This is a genomic window from Burkholderia sp., from assembly GCF_018375725.1.
Taxonomy (GTDB): domain Bacteria; phylum Pseudomonadota; class Gammaproteobacteria; order Burkholderiales; family Burkholderiaceae; genus Burkholderia.
In genome coordinates, this window is sequence record NZ_JAHACR010000042.1 from 1 (window position 1) to 20,659 (window position 20,659).

Here is a 20,659-nt window from a genome sequence, read left to right on the forward strand (position 1 = left end):
GCAGAGAAAGCGGGGCCGGCGGACGGCGAAACGGCCGCGCCCGCGGATGCGCAGCCGCCCGTCGATCCGCATGCGCCGCCGATCCTGCGTGTGCGCGATCTCGTGACGCGCTTTCCGGTCAAATCGGGCCTGTTCGGACGCGTATCGCAATACGTGCATGCCGTCGAGCGTGTGAGCTTCGAGCTGCGCGCGGGCGAGACGCTCGCGCTCGTCGGCGAATCCGGCTGCGGCAAGTCGACGACGGGGCGTTCACTGCTGCGGCTCGTCGAGTCGCAAAGCGGTTCGATCGAATTCGACGGCCGCGACATCAGCACGCTGAAGGGCCATGATCTGCAGGCGCTGCGCCGCAATATCCAGTTCATCTTCCAGGATCCGTTCGCATCGCTGAACCCGCGGCTCACGGTCGGCTTCTCGATCATGGAGCCGCTGCTCGTGCACGGCGTCGCGACCGGCAGCGCCGCGCAGGCGCGGGTCGACTGGCTGCTCGACAAGGTCGGGCTGCCCGCCGAGGCCGCGCGCCGTTATCCGCACGAATTCTCCGGCGGGCAGCGTCAGCGGATCGCGATCGCGCGTGCGCTCGCACTGAACCCGAAAGTCGTGATCGCCGACGAATCCGTCTCCGCGCTCGACGTGTCGGTGCAGGCGCAGATCGTCAACCTGATGCTCGACCTGCAGCGCGAGCTGGGCGTCGCCTACCTGTTCATCTCGCACGACATGGCGGTGGTCGAGCGTGTCAGCCATCGCGTCGCGGTGATGTATCTCGGCCAGATCGTCGAGATCGGGCCCCGCCGCGCGGTGTTCGAATCGCCGCAGCATCCGTACACCAAGAAGCTGATGGGCGCGGTGCCGATCGCCGATCCCGCGCGTCGGCACGCATTGCGCCAGCTCGCGGCGGACGAGATCCCGAGCCCGATCCGTGCGGCCGGCGACGAGCCCGTCGTGCCGCCGCTCGTCGCGGTCGGGCCCGATCACTATGTCGCCGCGCATCGCGTCGGCGGCGTGTATTGACGCGCGAGCGGCAACCATGGACCGCAGTTGCGCACGCGCCAGGCAGCGGCGATTTTTTCCCGAACGGGCGCTGTCGCCCCGTGAATCCCACCACGCGTTACGAAAACCTTCACAGGAGCCAGGAAAAATGAAGAAGCCGAATTCGTTCCCGATGTTCCGTCCGCGCGCGCTGTTTGTCGCGGGCGCCAGTGCGTTCGCGCTGTCGGCCGCGTCGCCCGCATTCGCGCAACAGAACGTGGTGGTGGCGGTGTATTCGACTTTCACGACGATGGACCCGTACGACGCGAACGACACGGTGTCGCAGGCCGTCGTCAAGTCGTTCTACGAAGGGCTGTTCGGCTTCGACAAGGACATGAAGCTCGTCAACGTCCTCGCGACGGGCTACAAGGCATCGCCCGACGCGAAGGTCTACACGATCAAGCTGCGTGAGGGCGTGAAGTTCCACGACGGCACCGACTTCAACGCCGCGGCCGTGAAGGCGAACTTCGACCGCGTGACCGATCCTGCGAACAAGCTGAAGCGTTATGGCCTGTTCCGCGTGATCGAGAAGACCGAAGCCGTCGATCCGACGACCGTGAAGATCACGCTGCGCGAGCCATTTTCCGCGTTCATCAACACGCTCGCGCACCCGTCGGCGGTGATGATTTCGCCGGCGGCGCTGAAGAAGTGGGGACGCGACGTGTCGCTGCATCCGGTCGGCACGGGGCCGTTCGAATTCGTCGAATGGAAGCAGACCGACGACATGAAGGTGAAGAAGTTCGCCGGTTACTGGAAGAAGGGCTATCCGAAGGTCGACGCGATCGACTGGAAACCGGTGGTCGACAACAATACGCGTGCCGCGCTGATCAAGACCGGCGAGGCGGATTTCGCCTTCACGATTCCGTTCGAGCAGGCGACCGAGCTGAAGAACAATCCGAAGGTCGACCTGATCGAGCGGCCGTCGATCATTCAGCGCTACATCTCGCTGAACACGCAGAAAAAACCGTTCGACAATCCCAAGGTGCGTGAAGCGCTGAACTACGCGGTCAACAAGGACGCACTGGCGAAGGTCGTGTTCGCCGGGTACGCGACACCGCAAACGGGCGTCGCGCCGGTCGGCGTCGAATACGCGACGAAGCTCGGCCCGTGGCCGTACGATCCGGCGAAGGCGCGCGCGCTGCTGAAGGAGGCCGGTTATCCGAACGGCTTCGAATCGACGCTCTGGTCCGCCTACAACCACACGACCGCGCAGAAGCTGATCCAGTTCGTGCAGCAGCAGCTCGCGCAGGTCGGCGTGAAGGTTCAGGTGCAGGCGCTCGAGGCGGGCGAGCGGGTCGCGAAGGTCGAGAGCGCGCAGGATCCGGCGACGGCGCCGGTGCGGATGTACTACAGCGGCTGGTCGGCTTCGACCGGCGAGGCGAACTGGGCGCTGACGCCGCTGCTCGCGTCGGCGTCGCTGCCGCCGAAACTCTACAACACCGCGTACTACAAGAACGGCCTCGTCGACGAGGATCTCGCGAAGGCGCTCGAGACGACCGACCGCGCGAAGAAGGCCGCTCTTTACGCCGATGCGCAGAAACAGGTCTGGGCCGACGCACCGTGGATCTTCCTCGTGCAGGAGAAAATCGTCTACGCGCGCAGCAAGCGCTTGCAGGGCATGTACGTGATGCCGGACGGTTCGTTCAACTTCGACGAGATCTCGTTGAAATAAGCGCGTTCGCGCATCACCGCGCGCCGGCGGAGCGACATGGTTCCGCCGGCGCGCTGCCACAGTTCGGTGCCCTCATGCTGAATTTCATCGCCAAACGCCTGACCGGCCTGCTTCCGACACTCGCGATCGTCGCGATGATCGTGTTCCTGTTCGTGCATCTGCTGCCGGGCGATCCGGCGCGGCTCGCGGCGGGCCCCGACGCCGACGCCGGAACGGTCGCGCTCGTGCGCGCCGATCTCGGCCTCGACAAGCCGATACCGACGCAATTCGCGAATTTCTTCGTGAAGCTTGCGCATGGCGATTTCGGCACGTCGACGCGCAGCAAGCGCCCCGTATCGACCGAGATCGGCGAGCGCTTCATGCCGACGCTGATGCTGACGCTCGTCAGCATGGCGTGGGCGACGCTCGTCGGGATGGCGATCGGCATCGCCTCGGCGGTATGGCGCAACCGCTGGCCCGACCGGGTCGGCATGACGCTTGCGGTGTCCGGCATCTCGTTTCCCGCGTTCGCGCTCGGCATGCTGCTGATGGAGATTTTCTCCGTGAAACTCGGCTGGCTGCCGGTGGTGCCGGACGGCACGTGGAAAAGCTACGTGCTGCCCTCGATCACGCTCGGCGCGGCGGTCGCGGCGGTGATGGCGCGCTTCACGCGTGCGTCGTTCGTCGACGTGCTGAACGAGGACTTCGTGCGCACCGCACGTGCGAAGGGCGTGCACGAGCCGATGGTGGTGCTCAAGCACTGCCTGCGCAACGCGATGATCCCCGTCGTCACGATGATGGGCCTGCAGTTCGGCTTCCTGCTCGGCGGCTCGATCGTCGTCGAAGCGGTATTCAACTGGCCGGGACTCGGCCGGCTGCTCGTCGATGCCGTGACGATGCGCGACTATCCGGTGATTCAGGCAATCGTGCTGCTGTTCTCGCTCGAATTCATCCTGATCAACCTGACCGTCGACGTGCTGTATGCGGTCATCAACCCGACTATCCGTTTCAAGTGAGGCGCGCATGAACGCGACTGTCCCATCCGCGGCGCCCGCCGCGCCGTCCGCGATCCGCACGCCGTGGCGCGAGTTCTGGCGCAAGTTCCGCAAGCAGACCGTCGCGCTCGTCGCCGGCGGTTTCGTGCTGCTGCTCGTCGTGCTGGCGTTCGTCGGCCCGTCGATCGTGCCTTTCGATCCGGAAAATTATTTCGACTACGAGGCGCTCAATGCCGGGCCGTCCACCGCGCACTGGTTCGGCGTCGATGCGCTCGGCCGCGACATCTTCAGCCGGATCGTCGCCGGCACGCGCATCTCGCTTGCGGCCGGCTTCTTCTCGGTCGCGCTCGGCGCGCTCGTCGGCACTGTCTTCGGCTTGCTCGCCGGCTACTACGAAGGCTGGTGGGATCGCATCACGATGCGTATCGCCGACGTGCTGTTCGCCTTCCCGGGCATGCTGCTGGCGATCGGCATCGTCGCGATCCTCGGCAACGGGATGGTCAACGTGATCTGCGCGGTGGCGATCTTCAGCATTCCGGCATTCGCGCGGCTCGTGCGCGGCAATACGCTGATGCTCAAGCACATGACCTATGTCGAGGCGGCGCGCAGCATCGGCGCGTCCGACTGGACGATCATCATGCGGCATATCCTGCCGGGCACCGTCTCGTCGGTCGTCGTCTACTTCACGATGCGGATCGGCACGTCGATCATCACGGCCGCAAGCCTGTCGTTCCTCGGTCTCGGCGCGCAGCCGCCGACGCCCGAGTGGGGCGCGATGCTCAACGAGGCGCGCGCGGACATGGTGGCCGCGCCGCACGTCGCGATCTTTCCGAGTCTCGCGATCTTCCTGACCGTGCTCGCCTTCAACCTGCTCGGGGACGGGCTGCGCGACGCGCTCGATCCGAAGCTGGAGCGTCGTTGATGGTGACCGGATCGTCACTGGCCGCCGCATGGCGCGGCGGCACGCTGCCGGTCGGGCCGCGCGGCACGATCGCTGACGTGCCCGGCGTGACGGTCGGCCACTGCACGCTCGACGACGGGCCGGTGCAGACCGGCGTCACCGTCGTGAATCCGCATCCGGGCGATGTGTATCGCAGCAAGGTGCCGGCCGGTGCGGCCGTGATCAACGGTTTCGGCAAGAGCATCGGGCTCGTTCAGGTCGACGAACTCGGCGTGCTCGAAACGCCGATTGCGTTGACCAATACGTTCGGCATCGGCGCGGTCGCGCAGGCGCAGCTTCGCGCCGCGATCGCGTCGAACCCGCAGATCGGCCGCGAATGGCCGACCGTCAATCCGCTCGTGTTCGAATGCAACGACGGTTACCTGAACGATATTCAGGCGCTGGCCGTCAAGGCGCTGCATTACGACGAAGCATGCCGCGCGGCGTCGCGCGACGTCGTGCGCGGGGCGGCCGGCGCAGGGCGCGGGATGTCGTGCTTCGACCTGAAAGGCGGGATCGGGTCGGCATCGCGGATTGCGGTCGCGGCTGGCCGGCCCTATACGGTCGGTGCGCTGGTGCTCGCGAATTTCGGGCGATTGCCGATGCTGACGATCGGCGGCGTGCCGGTCGGCCAGATCGCGACGCAGCGTGCGGCCGCCCGGCCCGCGCCGCCCGAGCAGGGCTCGATCATCATGCTGCTCGCGACCGATGCACCGCTCGATGCGCGGCAGCTTGCCCGGCTCGCCCGCCGCGCGGCGGCGGGACTCGCGCGCACGGGATCGGTCTACGGACACGGCAGCGGCGACATCGCGCTGGCGTTCTCGACCGCGTATACGATCGCGCACGACGCGCAATACGTCGCATTGCCCGCGCTGCTGGCCGATGCCACGCTCGATCCGCTGTTTCTGGCCGCAGCCGAGAGCATCGAGCAGGCCATCGTCGATGCGCTGTGGCAGGCGGTGACGGTTGCCGGCCGCGATGGTCACGTTCGGCAGTCGTTGCGCGATGCGGTGCCCGACCTCGAGCGCCTGCTCAACGCAGCACGGACGACCACACCATGAACGTTCTGATCTCGACCGACATCGAAGGCGTCGCCGGCGTGTTTGCCGTCGAACAGACACGCGCCGGCAATCCTGAATACGAGCGTGCGCGCCGCTGGATGACCGACGAGGCGAATGCGGCGGTCGAAGGTGCGTTCGCGGGCGGCGCGCAGACCGTATGGGTCAACGATTCACATGGCGGCTTTCGCAACCTGCTGCCGGACGGACTCGATGCGCGGGCGCGCGTCGTGCTCGGCAAGCCTCGCCTGCTCGGGATGATGGCGGGCCTCGAGCAGCGGCCGGATCTCGTCTTCATGATCGGCTACCACGCAAAGTCGCAGACGCGCGGCGTTCTCGCGCACACCATCAACAGCTTCGCATTCACGCAGGTCTGGCTGAATGGTGTCGAGCTGGGCGAAGCGGGGCTGTACGGTGCGCTTGCGCAGGAATACGGCGCGCATGTCGCGCTCGCGTCGGGCGACGACGTGTTCGCCGAGGAGACACAGCCGCTGTTTCCCGCCGCGCGCTTCGAACGGGTCAAGACGGCCGGCGGCGCATCGACCGGCGATACGCTGACGCCCGCGGCCGCCTGCGCGTGCATCGCGACCGCCGCGCGCGAGACGGTTGCGCACGCGCTGGCGGCAGGCTGGCGCGCCGACGCGCATCGGCCCACGCCGGTGACCTGCACGTTGCGCGTGCAGACGGCCGCGCTGGCCGACCTGTTCTGCATGCTGCCGACGCTCGAACGGGCGGACGCGGTCACGCTGCGGTTTTCCGCGGCATCGGTCGAACATGCGGTGCGTACGCTGAACAGCCTGTCGGCGATGTCGTTCATGTTGCGCTGACGCGGCACGCGCTTTGAATGACAAATCAGTTTCTCAGGCGGGAGGCGACCATCCTATCCGGCTTTCGAACAGTCGACCGGGCACAGCGAAATGCCGGCAGTTTGCAATGGTCGCCATGACGGATGCAATCAGGTGGCGCCGCGCACTGTCGGATCGTCGAGAATGTCGGCCAGGGCACGGATTGCTTCCTCGATCTTCACACTCCATGGATGCCCGAAGTTGACCCGGACGCAGTTCTGGTACGCGTGTGTGGCTGAAAAGATCGGACCGGGTGCGATGCTGATGCCACGGGCGATAGCGAGCCGATGGAATGCCATCGCGTCGACCGCTTCCGGCAATTGCAGCCACAGGAAATAACCGCCGGCCGGGGTCGCCCATCGAACCTCGTGCGGGAGATGCTGACGCAGCGCGGATTGCATTGAGGCGAGTTGCGCCTGCAGGGCCGCGCGCAGTTTGCGCAGATGCCGGTCGTATCCGCCGTATTCGAGATAGTCGGCTATTCCGGCCTGTGCCGGACTGCTGGCCGATAGCGTCGTCATCAACTTGAGCCGTTGCACGCGAGAGGCGAATCGACCGGCAGTCACCCAACCGATCCGGTATCCGGGCGCAAGTGTTTTCGAGAACGAACTGCAGTGCATGACGAGCCCTTTATCGTCAAACGCCTTCGCCGGAAGCGGCCGGTCGCGGCGGAAATGCAACTCCTGATAGACGTCATCCTCGATGAGCGGCACCTCGCGCGCGGCGAGCATATCGACAAGCGCCTTCTTCTTTTCATTCGAGAGCGATGCGCCGGTCGGATTCTGGAAATTGGTCATGAACCAGCACGCGCGGATCGGATGCTTGTCGAGCGCCGCGGCGAGTGTGTCGAGGTCGAGGCCGGTGACTGGATCGACTGGAATCTCGACCGCACGCAGATCCAGTCGCTCGATCGCCTGCAGCGCCGCGTAGAAGCCAGGCGATTCGACTGCGACCACATCGCCCGGACGCGTAACCGCCATCAGGGAGAGATTGAGAGCTTCGAGCGCGCCGTTGGTGATGATGACCTCATCCGCCGATACCGACATGCCGGTAGCCACATAGCGCAGGCCAATCTGGCGGCGCAACTGATCATTCCCGGGAGGTAAATCGGCGACGGTGCTCCACGGGCTGAGCGCGCGCGTGCCGTGGGCCAGCGATTTAAGCAAGCGCGCGGACGGAAACAGAAAAGGAGATGGAAACGCCGAGCCGAGCGGCACGATATCCGGGTGTTTCGCCGCGTCGAGGACGGAGAACACCAGGTCACTGATGTCGACACGTGTGGATTCCGCAGGAACCGACGCGCTTTGAGATGCGTCCGGTTTCACCGCGGCGCCGGGTGTGACGAAGTAGCCCGAGCGCTCCTCCGCGCGAACCAGCCCCCACTCTTCGAGCAGGTAGTAGGCACGAAAGACCGTGGACTGGCTGACGCCCCATTGCGCGATGATTTGCCGAAGCGACGGCAACCGGGAGCCGATAGGAATCCGGCCCGATCGGATGCCGTCGGCAAGCGAGATTGCAAGCGACTCGTAGCGTTTCATGGCGGGATGTTCTTGGTCTGGTTGTCCCATGTTAGGTCGCCATGTCCTGGACAGCATGCAGATCTTCATTCTGCGCATACGACCGACACGGCGAACCTGTCAAAACGCTGTCAGTGGTAGTGCAACTCGGCGTGATCCGTTTTGCCCCGAAACACGCGATAGCCGAGCGCGGTGTAAGCTAGGATGATCGGCAGGATGACGGCCGCGCCGACCAGCGTGAAGGCCTGGCTCGAATGCGGAGCGGCAGCCTGCCAGAGGGTCACGCCCGGCAGGATCGCGAACGGGTAGATCGTCGCGAGCAGACCGAGGTAACCCGCCAGCACGAACCCGAGGGTGAGCACGAACGGGCGCGTGGGATGGCGGCTGCGGGTCGCCTTGAACATGCCGGCGGCGCACGCGAATACGATGAGGGGCGCGAGCAATGCCCACGGCAGCATCGGCGAATCGAACCACCGCGTCTTGAACATCGGCGCGAGCATCGGCGTCCAGAGCGTGACCGCGAGGATCGTCACCATCTGAAGCACGGTCAGCGGCATGGCGAGCCGATGGAGGCGCCGCTGCACGTCGCCGTCCGTTTTCGCGATCAGCCAGCAGCAACCGAGCAGTGCGTACGTGATGACGAGTGCGAGGCCGGTGAACAGGCTGAAAGGCGTGAACCAATCGAATGCGCCGCCGGCGAAATGCCCATCGACGACCCGGATGCCGGACAGCCAGCTACCGATTACCACGCCCTGAAAGAATGTTGCACCTGTCGATCCGCCGATGAACGCGAGATCCCACAGGTGCCGCGTGCGCCTCGCCTTGCCGCGCAGTTCGAACGCGACGCCCCGGAAAATCAGGCAGATCGCCATGAACAGCAACGGGAGATAAAGCGCGGAAAACACGACGGAATACACCATCGGGAAAACCGCGTAAAGCGACGCACCGCCGAGCACCATCCATGTTTCGTTGCCGTCCCACACGGGCGCGACAGAACTCATCAGACGGCTGCGCTCATCGTCGTCGGGAAACAGGGGAAACAGAATGCCGATGCCGAGGTCGAAGCCGTCGAGCGCGACATACATGGCGAGGCCGAACGCAATGATTGCCGCCCAAACGATTGTGATGTCCATAGTCAGAATCCGATTGCGTTAATTGATCCGGAGGTCGTCGAGCACGTCGACCGCGGCGCGCTGTGCGGGCCCGCCGGACTTCACGGTCTCGGCAGGCAAGGCTGCGCTTTTGTCGTCTTCAGCCAGCATGGCAGGGCCCCCCGTTGCGAGCCGCAGCAGGTAGTAGATGCCGGTGCCGAAAACCAGCGCATACACGACGACGAATGCCATGAGCGTGATCCCCACCTGCTGTGCCGTGATCGGTGAAAGCGCGTGAGACGTACGCATGACGCCGTACACCACCCACGGCTGTCGGCCGACCTCGGTGGTGATCCAGCCCGCGAGCAGGCTGATGAAGCCGGTCGGACCCATGAGCAGGGCGAAGCGGTGATACGGCTTGCAGGTGTAAAGACGTCCCCGGCGCTTCAACACGAAGCCTGAAATCGCGAGGATGGCCATCAGGAATCCGAGACCGGCCATGATGCGGAACGTCCAGAAGATGATGGTCGAGTCGGGACGGTCTTCCTTCGGAAACTCCTTCAGGCCCTTGATTTCGCCATTCCAGCTGTGTGTGAGAATCACGCTGCCCAGGTGCGGGATCGAGACGGGGTAACGCGTCATCTCGGCATTCATGTCCGGGAGGCCGAACAGATTCAGCGCGGTACCTCCGTGCTCGGTTTCCCAGATGCCCTCGATTGCGGCGATTTTCGCCGGCTGATACTCGCGCGTGTTCAGGCCATGCGCATCGCCCGCGAGAATCTGCAGCGGTGCGATGATGACGAGCAGACCGATTGCCATGGAGAACATGGTGCGCACCGCCGGATCGCGACGGCCGCGCAGTAGATGCCATGCCCCGGTCGCGGCGACGACGAGCGCAGCGACGATGAACGACGCGAACGCCATATGCACGAAGCGGTACGGAAACGATGGATTGAAAACAATCTTGAACCAGTCGACCGGTACGATGCGGCCGTTGATGACCTCCAAGCCCTGCGGCGTCTGCATCCAGCTATTCGACGCGAGAATCCAGAACATCGAAATGTTCGTACCGATTGCGACGAGCGCCGTTGAGATGAAGTGGGGCACGCGGCCAACCCGGTTCCACCCGAACAGCATTATCCCCAGGAAGCCCGCCTCGAGGAAGAACGCCGTCATCACTTCATAGGCCAGCAACGGGCCGGTGACACTTCCCGCAAAGCTCGAGAAGCCGCCCCAGTTCGTGCCGAACTCGTAGCTCATGACGACACCCGATACCACGCCCATGCCAAACGCGACGGCGAAGATCTTCGACCAGAACAGGCACAGCTCGCGGTAGACCGGGCGTCCCGTTTTGAGCCACAGGCCTTCAAGCACGGCGACGAAGCTCGAGAGGCCGATGCTTAGCGCAGGAAAGATGATGTGAAACGACACGGTGAACGCGAACTGGATTCGCGCCAGGTTTAAAGCATCCATGTGGACCACCCTTGGTTTCGGAATAAATCGGTGGCCCATTCTCGGCAGTGGAGGCAGCGACGCACAGCAGCACATCAGCCGCAAACCTGGGTAGCAGAGTCCAAATGGATGCGGCGTATCGCCTCACGTGCGACGCGACATCGCACCAAAGGCATGCATTGAACGCGGGAAAGTCGGCGCCTTGGCCGACGATCCCGCTGACGTATTCGACGAGGCTGAATTTCTGGATCGGGGTGAGTGCCGGATTCATCCGGATCACTGTGCGAGCTGCGCCGCCACGCGTGCGAGCCGTTCGACGCCTTGGTCGATCTCTTCGTCGCTGATGATGAGCGGAGGTGCAAGCCGCAAAACATGGTTGCCAGCCGAGAGACACAGCAACCGCTCCTTGTGCGCGAGCGCGATGATGTCCGAGATCGGCGCGACACATTGCAGGCCGATCAGCAGGCCCGCGCCGCGCACTTCGCTGAATACCTGTGGATAGCGTGCGACAAGCTCGCGTGCGCGTTCCATGAGCCGCGCGGATGCAACCGACACACGATCAAGGAACGCCGGCGCACTGATGATGCTAACGGCTTCTGTTGCGGCTTCCATCGCGAGCGGGTTGCCGCCAAACGTCGAGCCGTGGCTGCCATGCGTCATTACCATGCCGACCGCCTCGGTCGCGAGGCAGGCGCCGATCGGGAAGCCCGCCCCGAGGCCCTTTGCCGTGGCAAGCACGTCCGGCTCGATTCCTTCGTGTTCGCAGGCGAAGAAGCGCCCCGTGCGGCCGATACCGGTCTGAACCTCGTCGAGCAGCAGGAGAATGCCGTAGGTGTCGCATAGCGCGCGCAATGCACGCAGATAGCCCGGCGGCATCGGGCGCACGCCGCTCTCACCTTGTATCGGCTCGACCAGCACCGCTGCCGTGCGTTCGGTGATGGCCTGCTCGAGCGCCACGAGATCGCCGAACGGAACCTGATCAAATCCATCGGGAACGGGGGAAAATCCCTCCAGGTACTTCGCTTGCCCCGTGGCCGTCAGTGCGCCGAGTGTGCGTCCATGGAATGCGCCTTCGAGGGTGATGATGCGATTGCGTTCAATCTTGCCATTGACGAAGAAGTATCGCCGCGCCACCTTGATAGCGAGTTCAACGGCCTCGGTGCCGGAGTTGCAGAAGAACACTCGTTCCGCGAAGGACAGTTTGCAGAGCTGCTGCGCAAGTCGCTCCTGTTGCGGCGACGCGTACAGGTTCGACGTGTGCCAAAGCCTGCGGGCCTGGTTGATGAGTGCCTCGACGAGGCGCGGGTGCCCGTGCCCGAGCGCATTGACCGCGACGCCGCTCCCGAAGTCGAGATAGGCCGTCCCGTCCGATGTGAACAGCACGCTGCCGGATCCGTGTTCGAACGCGAGGTGATACCGGTTGTAGACCGGCATGAGGTGGGAGGTGACGACGTTTTGCATGCTGATTGCGCAGGAGAATGAGTGGTTGGCCACGCATTCTCAGATCAAAGTGCAGCAAAAACACAGCAGCAGGTCGGAGCAGAACGCGCACAGCAACGCTCGCAGGGTCATACGGTGTGCTTCACGGCCGTAATCGGCTTCTGGCTCAGGTCGCCGCGATGTTTTGAGCGGCGCGGACTGAACACAGGATGGTTGTCGTCGTTCATCGACTACACCTTGCACGCGTTTCGACGAGCCGCTGCGCCGGGCGGAGGAGGCCACCGGCGCAAGCCGGCGTGCCGTCAAATGTCGAAAAACACCGTCTCCGCCGGGCCTTGCATGCGGATATCGAAGCGGTAGATCGTCGGGCCTCCCGGCTGCGTCTCGCGCTTCGCGACGAGCGTGCCGCGCCGCTCGGCCGGCACGGCGTTCAGCACGGGATCGGCCGCGTTCGCCGCGGCTTCATCGTCGAAGTACACGCGCGTGAAGGCATGCGTCAGGATTCCGCGCATCATCACCGTGACGTTGATGTGTGGCGCATCCGCCGCCGCGGTCCTGCCCGGCTTGACCGTCTCGACGACGAAGCGGTGCTGCGCGTCGGTGCCGGTGCCGACACGTGCAAATCCCGAAAAGCCGATCCGGGCGATTTCGTCGCGCGATGCCGGATAGCGCCCCGTGCTGTCGACCTGCGTGAATTCGAGCATCGCGTCGCTGACGACCGCGCCATCGCCGTCGAACACCTGGCCGATCAGCAGCACATGCTCGCCGGCCGCATGAGGCGCGGCGATCCGTGGCGTAAACAGGCTCTTCAGGTCGTAGTGATACTGCTGCGGGCACAGGCCGTAGGCGAAGTACGGGCCGACCGTTTGCGAAGGGGTTTGTTTCAGCGTCGTCATGGCTTAGCGCTCCATCGGGGTTGCGTCGCGGCCGCGCAGCACGATGTCGAATTCGTAGCCGAGCGCGTAGCCTTCTTCGGTGATGTCCAGCGAGAAGCGCGAGATCAGGCGGTCGCGCGCCGCTTCGGGCGTGCCCTGGAAAATCGGGTCATGCCCGAGCAGCGGATCGCCGGGGAAATACATCTGCGTGACGAGACGAGAACCGAAGTCGTCGCCGAACAGCGAGAAGTGGATGTGGTTCGGACGCCAGGCGTTCGAATGGTTGCCCCACGGATAGGCGCCGGGCTTGATCGTCAGGAAGCGGTAGCGGCCCTCGTTGTCGGTGAGGCAGCGGCCGGCGCCGAGGAAGTTCGGGTCGAGCGGCGCATCGTGCTGGTCGACCTTGTGCACATAGCGGCCCGCGGCATTGGCCTGCCAGATCTCGACGAGCGTGTTGCGCACCGGCCTGCCGCCTTCGTCCAGCACGCGGCCGGTGACGACGATGCGCTCGCCGATCGGCTCGCCGTTCCTGATCGCGTTCTTCGTCAGGTCGTGGTCGAGCGCACCGAGGTCTTCCGCGCCGTAGACCGGCACGTACGGATCGCGCAGCTTCTCCTTCAGCGGAATCAGCGGCCGCGTCGGGCCGCGTTTCACCGACGAGCGGTATTCGGGGTGCACGTATGCGGGATGCGACGGCCAGTCGCGCGGCGTGAGGATCGTGGGGGCATCCATCGGGCGTCTCCTAATGGGTTTTTCGCAAACAGGATGGCAGGACTTTAGCTAATCCGGAAAGTTATGCAAAATGATGTTTTATCGCGAAACGTATAACGGATTGTTATGCAAAATACCCGCCGCGCCGGCAGCCGGCTTCCCGACAGCCGGGTGAAATTCCGGCACCTGCAATGCTTTCTGGCGGTGGCGCAGTTCGGCGCGGTGCAGAAGGCGGCCGAAAGTCTGTCGATCACGCAACCGGCCGTGTCGAAGACGATTGCCGAGCTGGAGTCGATCCTGGGTGTGAAACTGTTCGAGCGCGGCCGGCATGGCGCGCTGCCGACCCGCGAGGGACAGCTTTTCATCCCGCACGCGACGGCATGCGTGCTCGCGCTGCGGCAGGGCGTCGGGCTGCTCGCGCGCGAGAGCGGCGGCGCGACGGCGACACTCGAGGTCGGCATGCTCCCGACGGTTGCCGCGTCGCTCGCGCCGGCCGTGATGAAGGCGCTCGCCGGGCGCTGGCCGCGCGTCGTCGTGCGGCTGGCGACGGCGGCCAATCCCGAGCTGCTGGAGCGTCTGAAGGCGGGCACGATCGAGTGTGCGATCGGGCGGCTGTCCGAGCCGGAACGCATGGTCGGCCTCGCATTCGAGCAGTTGTACAACGAGCCGCTCGCCGCGGTCGTGCGGGCCGGGCATCCGCTGACGGCGAGCGCCACGCCGGCTGCCGAGCTGACGCGCTATCCGGTGGTGCTGCCGCCTTACGGCACGCTGATCCGGCAATCGGCCGACCAGTTGCTGAGCGCGTGCGGTGTGCCGCCGCCGGATTCGTTCGTCGAGGTGCTGTCGGTCTCGGTTGCGCGTGCGCTCGCGCTGGAAAACGACGCGGTCTGGTTCGTGCCGCTTTATGCGGCGGAATACGATCTCGCGGCCGGCGCGCTCGTCCGCTTGCCGCTGCCCGCCGCCGGCGCCGACGAGCCGGTCGGATTGATCCTGCGGACCGACGCCCAGCCGTCGCCGGTCGCGCGCACGCTGATCGATGCGGTGCGGGACATGGCGCGGGAACGGATCGGCGGGCTGAGCCCGGCGCGCGGACGCCGGCGTGCACGCCGCGGCGACGAGACGAATCGGCGTTGACCCGCAGCCGTCCCGATGACGGATGACGTCGCTGCGGGGCATCGCGGCGCTCAGGTGAGGAGATCAGGCACGGAGATCAGGCGCGGCGGTCGGGCGCAGGGTCGGGCGCAGGGTCAGGCAAGGCGATCAGGCGCGGCGGGCGAGCCGCAGTCGCGCGTCGTCCCGCGCAGCGGGTGTCAAGTCCGGTGCATAGTGGAAATCCCCGGAAACGAGCGATGCGACCGGCACGCCGTCGCGATACAGCACGCGATTGCCGGCCAGCGCAGGCACCTTGTCGCCGGGCAGCAGCGTGCCGACGAGATTCAGCGGATCGACGCCGCTCACGCAGACGAACTGGCCACCGCCCGGCTGCCGCCGCAACTCGCGCAGGATCGGAATCGCTTCGGGCAGCGCGAACTGTTCGCCGGCCAGTCCCGCGACGAAACGTCCGCCGCGAATCTCGCCGCGTGCTTCGAGGCGCTGCAGCACGCGTACCAGATCGCGCCAGTTCGGCAGCCAGTCCGCCTCGCGTTCGAGCAAACGCCAGAAGACGACGCCGTAACGTCGCAGTAACGTCCATGCGATGTGCTCGAGCGCGTCGGGATCGGTGACCGGCAGCGGACGCCGGGCCGGGTCTTCTGCCGGCGGAACCGGCCGTTGCACGAGCGCCCAGCGGCCGGCGTCGTCCATGCCGCCGATCAGCGCGCCACCGCGGCGCGTGCGCGGCGCATAGGTCGCGCTGCGCTTCACCGCCGGCTTCAGCAGCGCGCGCAGGCCGGCGAAACTGTCCGCATTGACGAGACCTGCCGACACGAGTTCGCCGAGCGCCTGTTCCAGCTCGACCGGCAGCATGCGCAACTCATCGAGCAGCGCGTCGAAGAACATCGCACCGTGCGTGGCAAGCGCGTCGCGCACCTGCGCCGCGCGGGCCGACAGTGCGGGCTGCGCGGCGGGGTCGCGCAGCGCCTGCCATGCGGACAGATGGCGGCGCGGGAGCAGCACGATCGGCGTCGTTTTCACCGGCGTGGCGGACGCCCGCGCCGGCGTGCCGATGCGTGTCCATACGAGCTTGCCCGAGCGGCACAGATCGTCGAGCCCGTCCGCCGAGTAGTCGGTCAACCGCGCGGGCAGCAGCGCGTCTTCCCAGGCACCGGCTGCCGCCTCGAACCCCTCGAGCTGCTCGACAGCCGCCGCGAGCGCGTCGCGCCCGGCGCCGCGCGTGTCCGGCGTCAGGTGCTGCCAGTGAAACAGGAAGCGCATGAAGTCCGCGCGTTCGACCGGTTCGATCTCGCGGCGCAGGCGCTTGACCGTGTAGCGGTGGATGCGTGCGAGCAGGTGCCGTTCGCACCATTCGTCGTCCGTCGCACCGGGCGTGAAGCGGCCGCGCATCACGTAGCCTTCGCGTTCGAGGGCCGCGAGCGCGATCGCGACCCGTTCGGCCGGGACGCCCAGCGGGCGGGCGATCGCGTCGATCGTCAGCGGCCCGAAGCCGGTCAGCCGCGCGCGGATCACATCGACCAGCGCGGCGTCGGCTTCCCAGGGCGCCGCGCAGGCGGCCGGCACCTTGAGCGCAGGCGTACGGCGTGCGTCCGGATGCAGCGCGCTCACGCAGACGAGCCGTTCGACCGGCACCCACAGACGCTTGCCTTTCGCGATGGTGAGCCGGGTCGCGCGGCGGCGCTCGGCCAGTTCGGCAAGCCATGCGGGCCAGCCTTCCCGCGCGTTGGCTTCTTCCTCGGCGATGCAGGCGAGCGTGGCCAGCGCCTCGTGCATTTCGTCCGTGTCGCGGACGAGCGGCCACGCCTCGTCGCGCACCGCGGCAATCGCGTCGGCATCGAGCGCGCCGAGATCGTCGGTGGATTCGGGGTCGCTCCAGCGGCGCGCCAGCACGGCCTGCGTGCGGCGCTCCTCGAGCGGCGCGTCGTCGAGGAACGCGTACGGTTTGGCGTTGAGGATTTCCGCCGCGAGTGGCGATGGCGCGGGCAGGTCGCGTGCAACGAGTTCGACGGCGCCGCCTTCGATCCGGCGCAGCAACGCGAGCCAGCCATCGGTGTCCATCGCGTCGTGCAGGCAGTCGTCGAGCGTCTGGGCGACGAGCGGATGATTCGGGATGTCCCGCTCGCCGACGATGTTCTCGAGACAGGCGGCCTGATCCGGGAACACGGTCGCGAGCAGATCCTCGCTTTTCATGCGCTGCAATTGCGGTGCGGTCTTCCGGCCGCCCGTAAAGCGCGGCAGCGCGAGCGACGTGGTCGCGTTCCAGCGCCAGCGCGCCCCGAACAGCGGCGCGTCGAGCAGCGCCTGGATCAGCACGTGCTCCGCACTCGCCGCGCGCAGATAGCGCCAGACCTCGTCGAGCGCAAAGCTATGCGCCTGCGACAGCGACAGGATGATCGCATCGTCGGTCGCGGCGGCCTGCAATTCGAAGTTGAACGTGCGGCAGAAGCGCTTGCGCAACGCGAGACCCCACGCGCGGTTGATCCGGCTGCCGAACGGCGAATGGATCACGAGCTGCGTGCCGCCCGCCTCGTCGAAGAAACGCTCCATCACGAGCGTGTCCTGCGTCGGCAGCGCGCCGAGCGCCGTGCGGGAACGCGCGAGGTAATCGACGATCTGCGTCGCCGCTTCGGGCGGCAGTTGCAGCTCGTCGACGAGCCAGCGCAGTGCCGGTGCGAGGCGGCTGGCCGGTTCGGCTGCGTTCGCCGCCGTCATGGCGTCGCCCTGGGCGAGGAGCGTATCGACGCGCGCGCGCAGCCGGCTGACCGCGACCGACAGCTCGTCGCTGCGGGCGGGCGCCTCGCCGAACCAGAACGGGATGGTGGGCGGCTGGCCGCGCGCGTCCTCGACGCGCACGCGGCCCGTTTCGATGCGGATGATCTTGTACGACTGATTGCCGAGCTGAAAGACGTCGCCGGCGATGCTTTCGACCGCAAAGTCTTCGTTGACGGTGCCAACCTGGATCCCTTGCGGCTCGAGCAGTACCGCGTAGTCGGCCGTGTCCGGAATCGTGCCGCCGGATGTGGTGGCGGTCATCATCGCGTTGCGCCGCCCGCGTACCGTGCCGCCGACGATGTCGCGATGCAGGTAGGCCGCCCGCACGCCGCGCCGGCTGCTGAAGCCTTCCGCGAGCATGCGGACGACGTCGTCGAAGCGCTCGCGCGGCAGGCGCGCATAAGGGGCCGCACGCGTGAAGCTGCGGTACAGCGCGTCCTCGTTCCACTCGGCGCACGCGACCTCTGCGACGATCTGCTGGGCGAGCACGTCGAGCGGCGCTTCGGGAATCCGCAAGGTGTCGAGCTCGCCGCGCCGCACGCTGTCGAGCAACGCCGCGCATTCGACGAGTTCGTCGCGCGACAGCGGGAACAGGCGTCCTTTCGGAATGCCGCCGACGTGATGGCCGGAGCGTCCGACGCGCTGCAGGAAGGGCGCGATGCCGCGTGGCGAGCCGATCTGGCAGACCAGGTCGACGTCGCCGATGTCGATGCCGAGCTCCAGCGACGCCGTGGCGACGAGTACCTTCAATTCGCCGCGTTTCAGGCGCTGTTCTGCGTCGAAACGGTGTTCTTTGGCGAGGCTGCCGTGATGCGCGGCGATCGCGTCCCGGCCGAGCCGTTCGGCGAGATGACGCGCGGTGCGCTCGGCGGTGCGGCGCGTGTTGACGAACACGAGCGTCGTGCGATGCGCGGACGCCAGCTCGGCGATCCGGTCGTAGACCTGTTCCCACACATCGGTTGCCATCACCGGCTCGAGCGGCACGCGCGGCAGTTCCAGCGCGAGGTCGCGCTCGCGCACGTGCCCGGTATCGACGATCGCGCAGTCGCGCGGTGCGCCGTCGTGGCCGCCGACGAGGAAGCGCGCGACCGCGTCGATCGGCTTTTGCGTCGCCGACAGTCCGATGCGCGGCAGCGTGCGCCCGGTCAGCGCGTCGAGCCGCTCGAGCGACAGCGCGAGATGGCTGCCGCGCTTGCTGTTTGCGAGCGCGTGGATCTCGTCGACGATCACCGACCGCACGGTCGACAGCATCCGGCGTCCCGATGTCGACGACAGCAGCACGTACAGCGACTCCGGCGTCGTGACGAGGATGTGCGGCGCGCGCTTGCGCAGCGCCGCACGCTCGGCCTGCGTGGTGTCGCCGGTGCGCACGGCGGTGCGGATCTCCGGCACGGGCAGGCCCAGCCGCGCGAGCGACTCGCCGATGCCGGCGAGCGGCGCGTCGAGGTTCACGTGGATGTCGTTCGACAGCGCCTTCAGCGGCGAGACGTAGACGACCAGCGTCTCGTCCGGGAGTGCGCCGTCGTGTGCGAGCGCATCGCGCACCAGCGCGTCGATCGCGCAGAGGAATGCGGTCAGTGTCTTGCCGGAACCGGTCGGCGCGGCGACGAGCGTCGAGCGGCCCGCCTCGATGTGCGGCCAGGCGAGCGCCTGCGCGCCGGTCGGCGCGGCGAACGTGCGTTGGAACCAGTCGGCGACGGCGGGATGAAACACGTCGAGCACGCTGGCGGCGGTGCGGGTGTCGGTGACGTCCATCGGAACGGTGAAATAGGGTGGGAATGCAGAGGCGCATACCCGGCGCGTTCGAATCGTCAGTGTGCCAGACGTGCGGTGGGATGCGCCGGGCGGCGCGGGCATGCGCGAAGGAGATTGCGCGCTCTGTGCGATGGCGCCGACCGTGCAGATGGGGGCGAGAGGCGAGGGTTTCAAGCGTGGCTGGGTGGACGACGGGCCGGCGTTACACCGCGCGCAGCCATGCGACCCAGTGGCGCAGGTCCGGTGCGTGCGTCCACGCCGATTGCGTGAGCCATAGCGCGCCCGCCCAGGCGGCGGAGACGACCAGCAGATCGCAGCGGCCGCTCTTCCACAGATTGAGCGAATGGCGGCGCCAGATCCACGGCACGCCGAGCGGATTCGGCCAGTCGGCGAGCAGGTGCATCAGGCCGCCGCAGGCAAAGCCGAACAGCGGCGCGGCCCACAGCGGATGCGGAGGGTGGATGAGTGCGTGCCACGCCGCGGCGAGCAGCCCGAACCAGCCGATGCCCCAATGCGTGATGGTGCGATGCGTCACCCAGAGATGGCGGCCGCGTCGCCACCAGGCGATTTCGAGCCAGTCAGGTGCGGTGCCCCCCGCGACGCCGGCGACGAATGCGCCGGCGAAGCCCACGTGCCACGGCCCCGTCACGCCGGTCTGTGCGACGAGGATAGCCGCGATCAGTCCGGCGGCGAAGCCGGTCACGTGATGAGCGTTGTGCGATGCCATACGGAAAACAAGTGTGTTGCAGAAATGCGAAGGGCCGCTATAGTCGCAGATCGGCGCGCGATGCGGGCGGTTTGCGCAGGGATTTTTCGTGTGCAGCGCCGCGCGGCGATACGCAAAAGCCACGCATTTCTCAGTCAGCCGTGAAGGCGTTCACATCGGAGACACGTAATGAGCAAGTTCGACCGCTTCAAGACATCCACGCTTGTGCTGGCGACAGCCGCGGGCATCGGCTTCCTGCCGAACGCGCCTGCGTACGCGAAAGGGCCGCAGCAGGCGGTGCTGACCGGCTCGGCGGTTGCGGTGGCCGACAAGTACAGCGCGGACACCGCGGAGCAGATCTTCAAGGAAGGCGGCAATGCCATCGATGCCGCAGTCGCCATTGCATTCACGCTGGCCGTCACGTACCCGGAAGCTGGCAACATCGGCGGCGGCGGCTTCATGACCCTCTACGTGGACGGCAAGCCGTACTTCCTCGACTATCGCGAACGCGCGCCGCTCGCCGCCACCCGCGGGATGTATCTCGACAAGCAGGGCGAGGTCGTGCCGGGCATGAGCCTGTACGGCAACCGTGCGGTCGGCGTGCCAGGTACGGTCGCGGGGATGTGGGCCGCGCAACGGCGCTTCGGCAAGCTGAAGTGGAAGCAGGTGCTCGCGCCGGCGATCCACTATGCGCGCGACGGGCGTATTGCTG

At 66.5% G+C, this 20,659-nt stretch carries 16 protein-coding genes; 8 read left to right on the forward strand and 8 right to left on the reverse strand.

Annotation, left to right across the window (positions count from 1 at the left end):
- The 6 genes from KH616_RS08220 to KH616_RS08245 all read left to right on the forward strand — a co-directional run.
- Positions 1-1,008, forward strand: a 1,008-nt coding sequence (locus tag KH616_RS08220; protein ID WP_292241648.1) for an ATP-binding cassette domain-containing protein, incomplete at its 5' end; no start/stop codon positions are given.
- Positions 1,009-1,135: 127 nt separating this feature from the next.
- Entirely contained in the window at positions 1,136-2,698 is a 1,563-nt protein-coding gene (gsiB, locus tag KH616_RS08225; RefSeq protein ID WP_292241650.1) for a glutathione ABC transporter substrate-binding protein GsiB, read from the forward strand.
- A gap of 74 nt (positions 2,699-2,772) precedes the next feature.
- Positions 2,773-3,693, forward strand: a complete 921-nt coding sequence (gene gsiC, locus KH616_RS08230) for a glutathione ABC transporter permease GsiC (protein WP_292241653.1) — start codon at positions 2,773-2,775, stop codon at positions 3,691-3,693.
- Positions 3,694-3,700: 7 nt separating this feature from the next.
- Positions 3,701-4,594, forward strand: a complete 894-nt coding sequence (gene gsiD, locus KH616_RS08235; RefSeq protein WP_292241655.1) for a glutathione ABC transporter permease GsiD — start codon at positions 3,701-3,703, stop codon at positions 4,592-4,594.
- A complete protein-coding gene (locus tag KH616_RS08240; protein ID WP_292241678.1) occupies positions 4,594-5,673 on the forward strand; it encodes a P1 family peptidase in 1,080 nt (359 codons plus the stop codon). Before gsiD ends, KH616_RS08240 begins: the two co-directional genes overlap by 1 nt.
- Positions 5,670-6,497 (forward strand): M55 family metallopeptidase, encoded by an 828-nt coding sequence (locus KH616_RS08245; protein ID WP_292241656.1) that lies wholly within the window; start codon positions 5,670-5,672, stop codon positions 6,495-6,497. Before KH616_RS08240 ends, KH616_RS08245 begins: the two co-directional genes overlap by 4 nt.
- 128 nt (positions 6,498-6,625) lie before the next feature.
- Here KH616_RS08245 and KH616_RS08250 read toward each other — a convergent pair whose 3' ends face one another.
- From KH616_RS08250 to pcaH, 6 genes are all read right to left on the reverse strand, one after another.
- Positions 6,626-8,053 carry a PLP-dependent aminotransferase family protein gene (locus KH616_RS08250; RefSeq protein ID WP_292241679.1) on the reverse strand — a complete coding sequence of 476 codons (1,428 nt, stop codon included), beginning with the start codon at positions 8,051-8,053 and terminating at the stop codon, positions 6,626-6,628.
- A gap of 110 nt (positions 8,054-8,163) precedes the next feature.
- Positions 8,164-9,165 carry a cytochrome d ubiquinol oxidase subunit II gene (gene cydB, locus KH616_RS08255; RefSeq protein WP_292241658.1) on the reverse strand — a complete coding sequence of 334 codons (1,002 nt, stop codon included), beginning with the start codon at positions 9,163-9,165 and terminating at the stop codon, positions 8,164-8,166.
- 18 nt (positions 9,166-9,183) lie between these two features.
- Positions 9,184-10,596, reverse strand: a complete 1,413-nt coding sequence (locus KH616_RS08260; RefSeq protein ID WP_292241661.1) for a cytochrome ubiquinol oxidase subunit I — start codon at positions 10,594-10,596, stop codon at positions 9,184-9,186.
- A 255-nt stretch (positions 10,597-10,851) separates the two neighbouring features.
- Positions 10,852-12,036, reverse strand: a complete 1,185-nt coding sequence (locus tag KH616_RS08265; protein WP_292241663.1) for an aspartate aminotransferase family protein — start codon at positions 12,034-12,036, stop codon at positions 10,852-10,854.
- Positions 12,037-12,317: 281 nt separating this feature from the next.
- Positions 12,318-12,911, reverse strand: a complete 594-nt coding sequence (pcaG, locus tag KH616_RS08270; RefSeq protein WP_292241666.1) for a protocatechuate 3,4-dioxygenase subunit alpha — start codon at positions 12,909-12,911, stop codon at positions 12,318-12,320.
- Between the two features lie 3 nt (positions 12,912-12,914).
- Entirely contained in the window at positions 12,915-13,622 is a 708-nt protein-coding gene (gene pcaH / locus KH616_RS08275) for a protocatechuate 3,4-dioxygenase subunit beta (RefSeq protein WP_292241668.1), read from the reverse strand.
- Between the two features lie 105 nt (positions 13,623-13,727).
- Between pcaH and pcaQ the strand changes: the two genes are divergently transcribed.
- Positions 13,728-14,735 (forward strand): pca operon transcription factor PcaQ, encoded by a 1,008-nt coding sequence (gene pcaQ, locus KH616_RS08280; RefSeq protein ID WP_292241670.1) that lies wholly within the window; start codon positions 13,728-13,730, stop codon positions 14,733-14,735.
- A gap of 126 nt (positions 14,736-14,861) precedes the next feature.
- Here pcaQ and KH616_RS08285 read toward each other — a convergent pair whose 3' ends face one another.
- Positions 14,862-19,241: a DEAD/DEAH box helicase gene (locus KH616_RS08285; protein WP_292241672.1), complete on the reverse strand. Its 4,380-nt coding sequence runs from the start codon at positions 19,239-19,241 to the stop codon at positions 14,862-14,864.
- Positions 19,242-19,443: 202 nt separating this feature from the next.
- Positions 19,444-19,968: a metal-dependent hydrolase gene (locus KH616_RS08290; RefSeq protein ID WP_292241674.1), complete on the reverse strand. Its 525-nt coding sequence runs from the start codon at positions 19,966-19,968 to the stop codon at positions 19,444-19,446.
- A gap of 168 nt (positions 19,969-20,136) precedes the next feature.
- Between KH616_RS08290 and KH616_RS08295 the strand changes: the two genes are divergently transcribed.
- Positions 20,137-20,659 (forward strand): gamma-glutamyltransferase (locus KH616_RS08295; protein WP_292241676.1); only part of this gene is annotated, 523 nt, incomplete at its 3' end.

Excerpts from the sequence above, each read along its gene's own strand:
- pcaG (WP_292241666.1), bottom strand. The coding sequence starts at position 12,911 with ATGACGACGCTGAAACAAACCCCTTCGCAAACGGTCGGCCCGTACTTC.
- KH616_RS08260 (WP_292241661.1), bottom strand. The coding sequence starts at position 10,596 with ATGGATGCTTTAAACCTGGCGCGAATCCAGTTCGCGTTCACCGTGTCG.
- KH616_RS08245 (WP_292241656.1), top strand. The coding sequence starts at position 5,670 with ATGAACGTTCTGATCTCGACCGACATCGAAGGCGTCGCCGGCGTGTTT.
- cydB (WP_292241658.1), bottom strand. The coding sequence starts at position 9,165 with ATGGACATCACAATCGTTTGGGCGGCAATCATTGCGTTCGGCCTCGCC.
- KH616_RS08290 (WP_292241674.1), bottom strand. The coding sequence starts at position 19,968 with ATGGCATCGCACAACGCTCATCACGTGACCGGCTTCGCCGCCGGACTG.
- KH616_RS08250 (WP_292241679.1), bottom strand. The coding sequence starts at position 8,053 with ATGAAACGCTACGAGTCGCTTGCAATCTCGCTTGCCGACGGCATCCGA.
- gsiD (WP_292241655.1), top strand. The coding sequence starts at position 3,701 with ATGAACGCGACTGTCCCATCCGCGGCGCCCGCCGCGCCGTCCGCGATC.
- KH616_RS08240 (WP_292241678.1), top strand. The coding sequence starts at position 4,594 with ATGGTGACCGGATCGTCACTGGCCGCCGCATGGCGCGGCGGCACGCTG.
- pcaQ (WP_292241670.1), top strand. The coding sequence starts at position 13,728 with ATGCAAAATACCCGCCGCGCCGGCAGCCGGCTTCCCGACAGCCGGGTG.
- pcaH (WP_292241668.1), bottom strand. The coding sequence starts at position 13,622 with ATGGATGCCCCCACGATCCTCACGCCGCGCGACTGGCCGTCGCATCCC.
- gsiB (WP_292241650.1), top strand. The coding sequence starts at position 1,136 with ATGAAGAAGCCGAATTCGTTCCCGATGTTCCGTCCGCGCGCGCTGTTT.
- gsiC (WP_292241653.1), top strand. The coding sequence starts at position 2,773 with ATGCTGAATTTCATCGCCAAACGCCTGACCGGCCTGCTTCCGACACTC.
- KH616_RS08265 (WP_292241663.1), bottom strand. The coding sequence starts at position 12,036 with ATGCAAAACGTCGTCACCTCCCACCTCATGCCGGTCTACAACCGGTAT.
- KH616_RS08285 (WP_292241672.1), bottom strand. The coding sequence starts at position 19,241 with ATGGACGTCACCGACACCCGCACCGCCGCCAGCGTGCTCGACGTGTTT.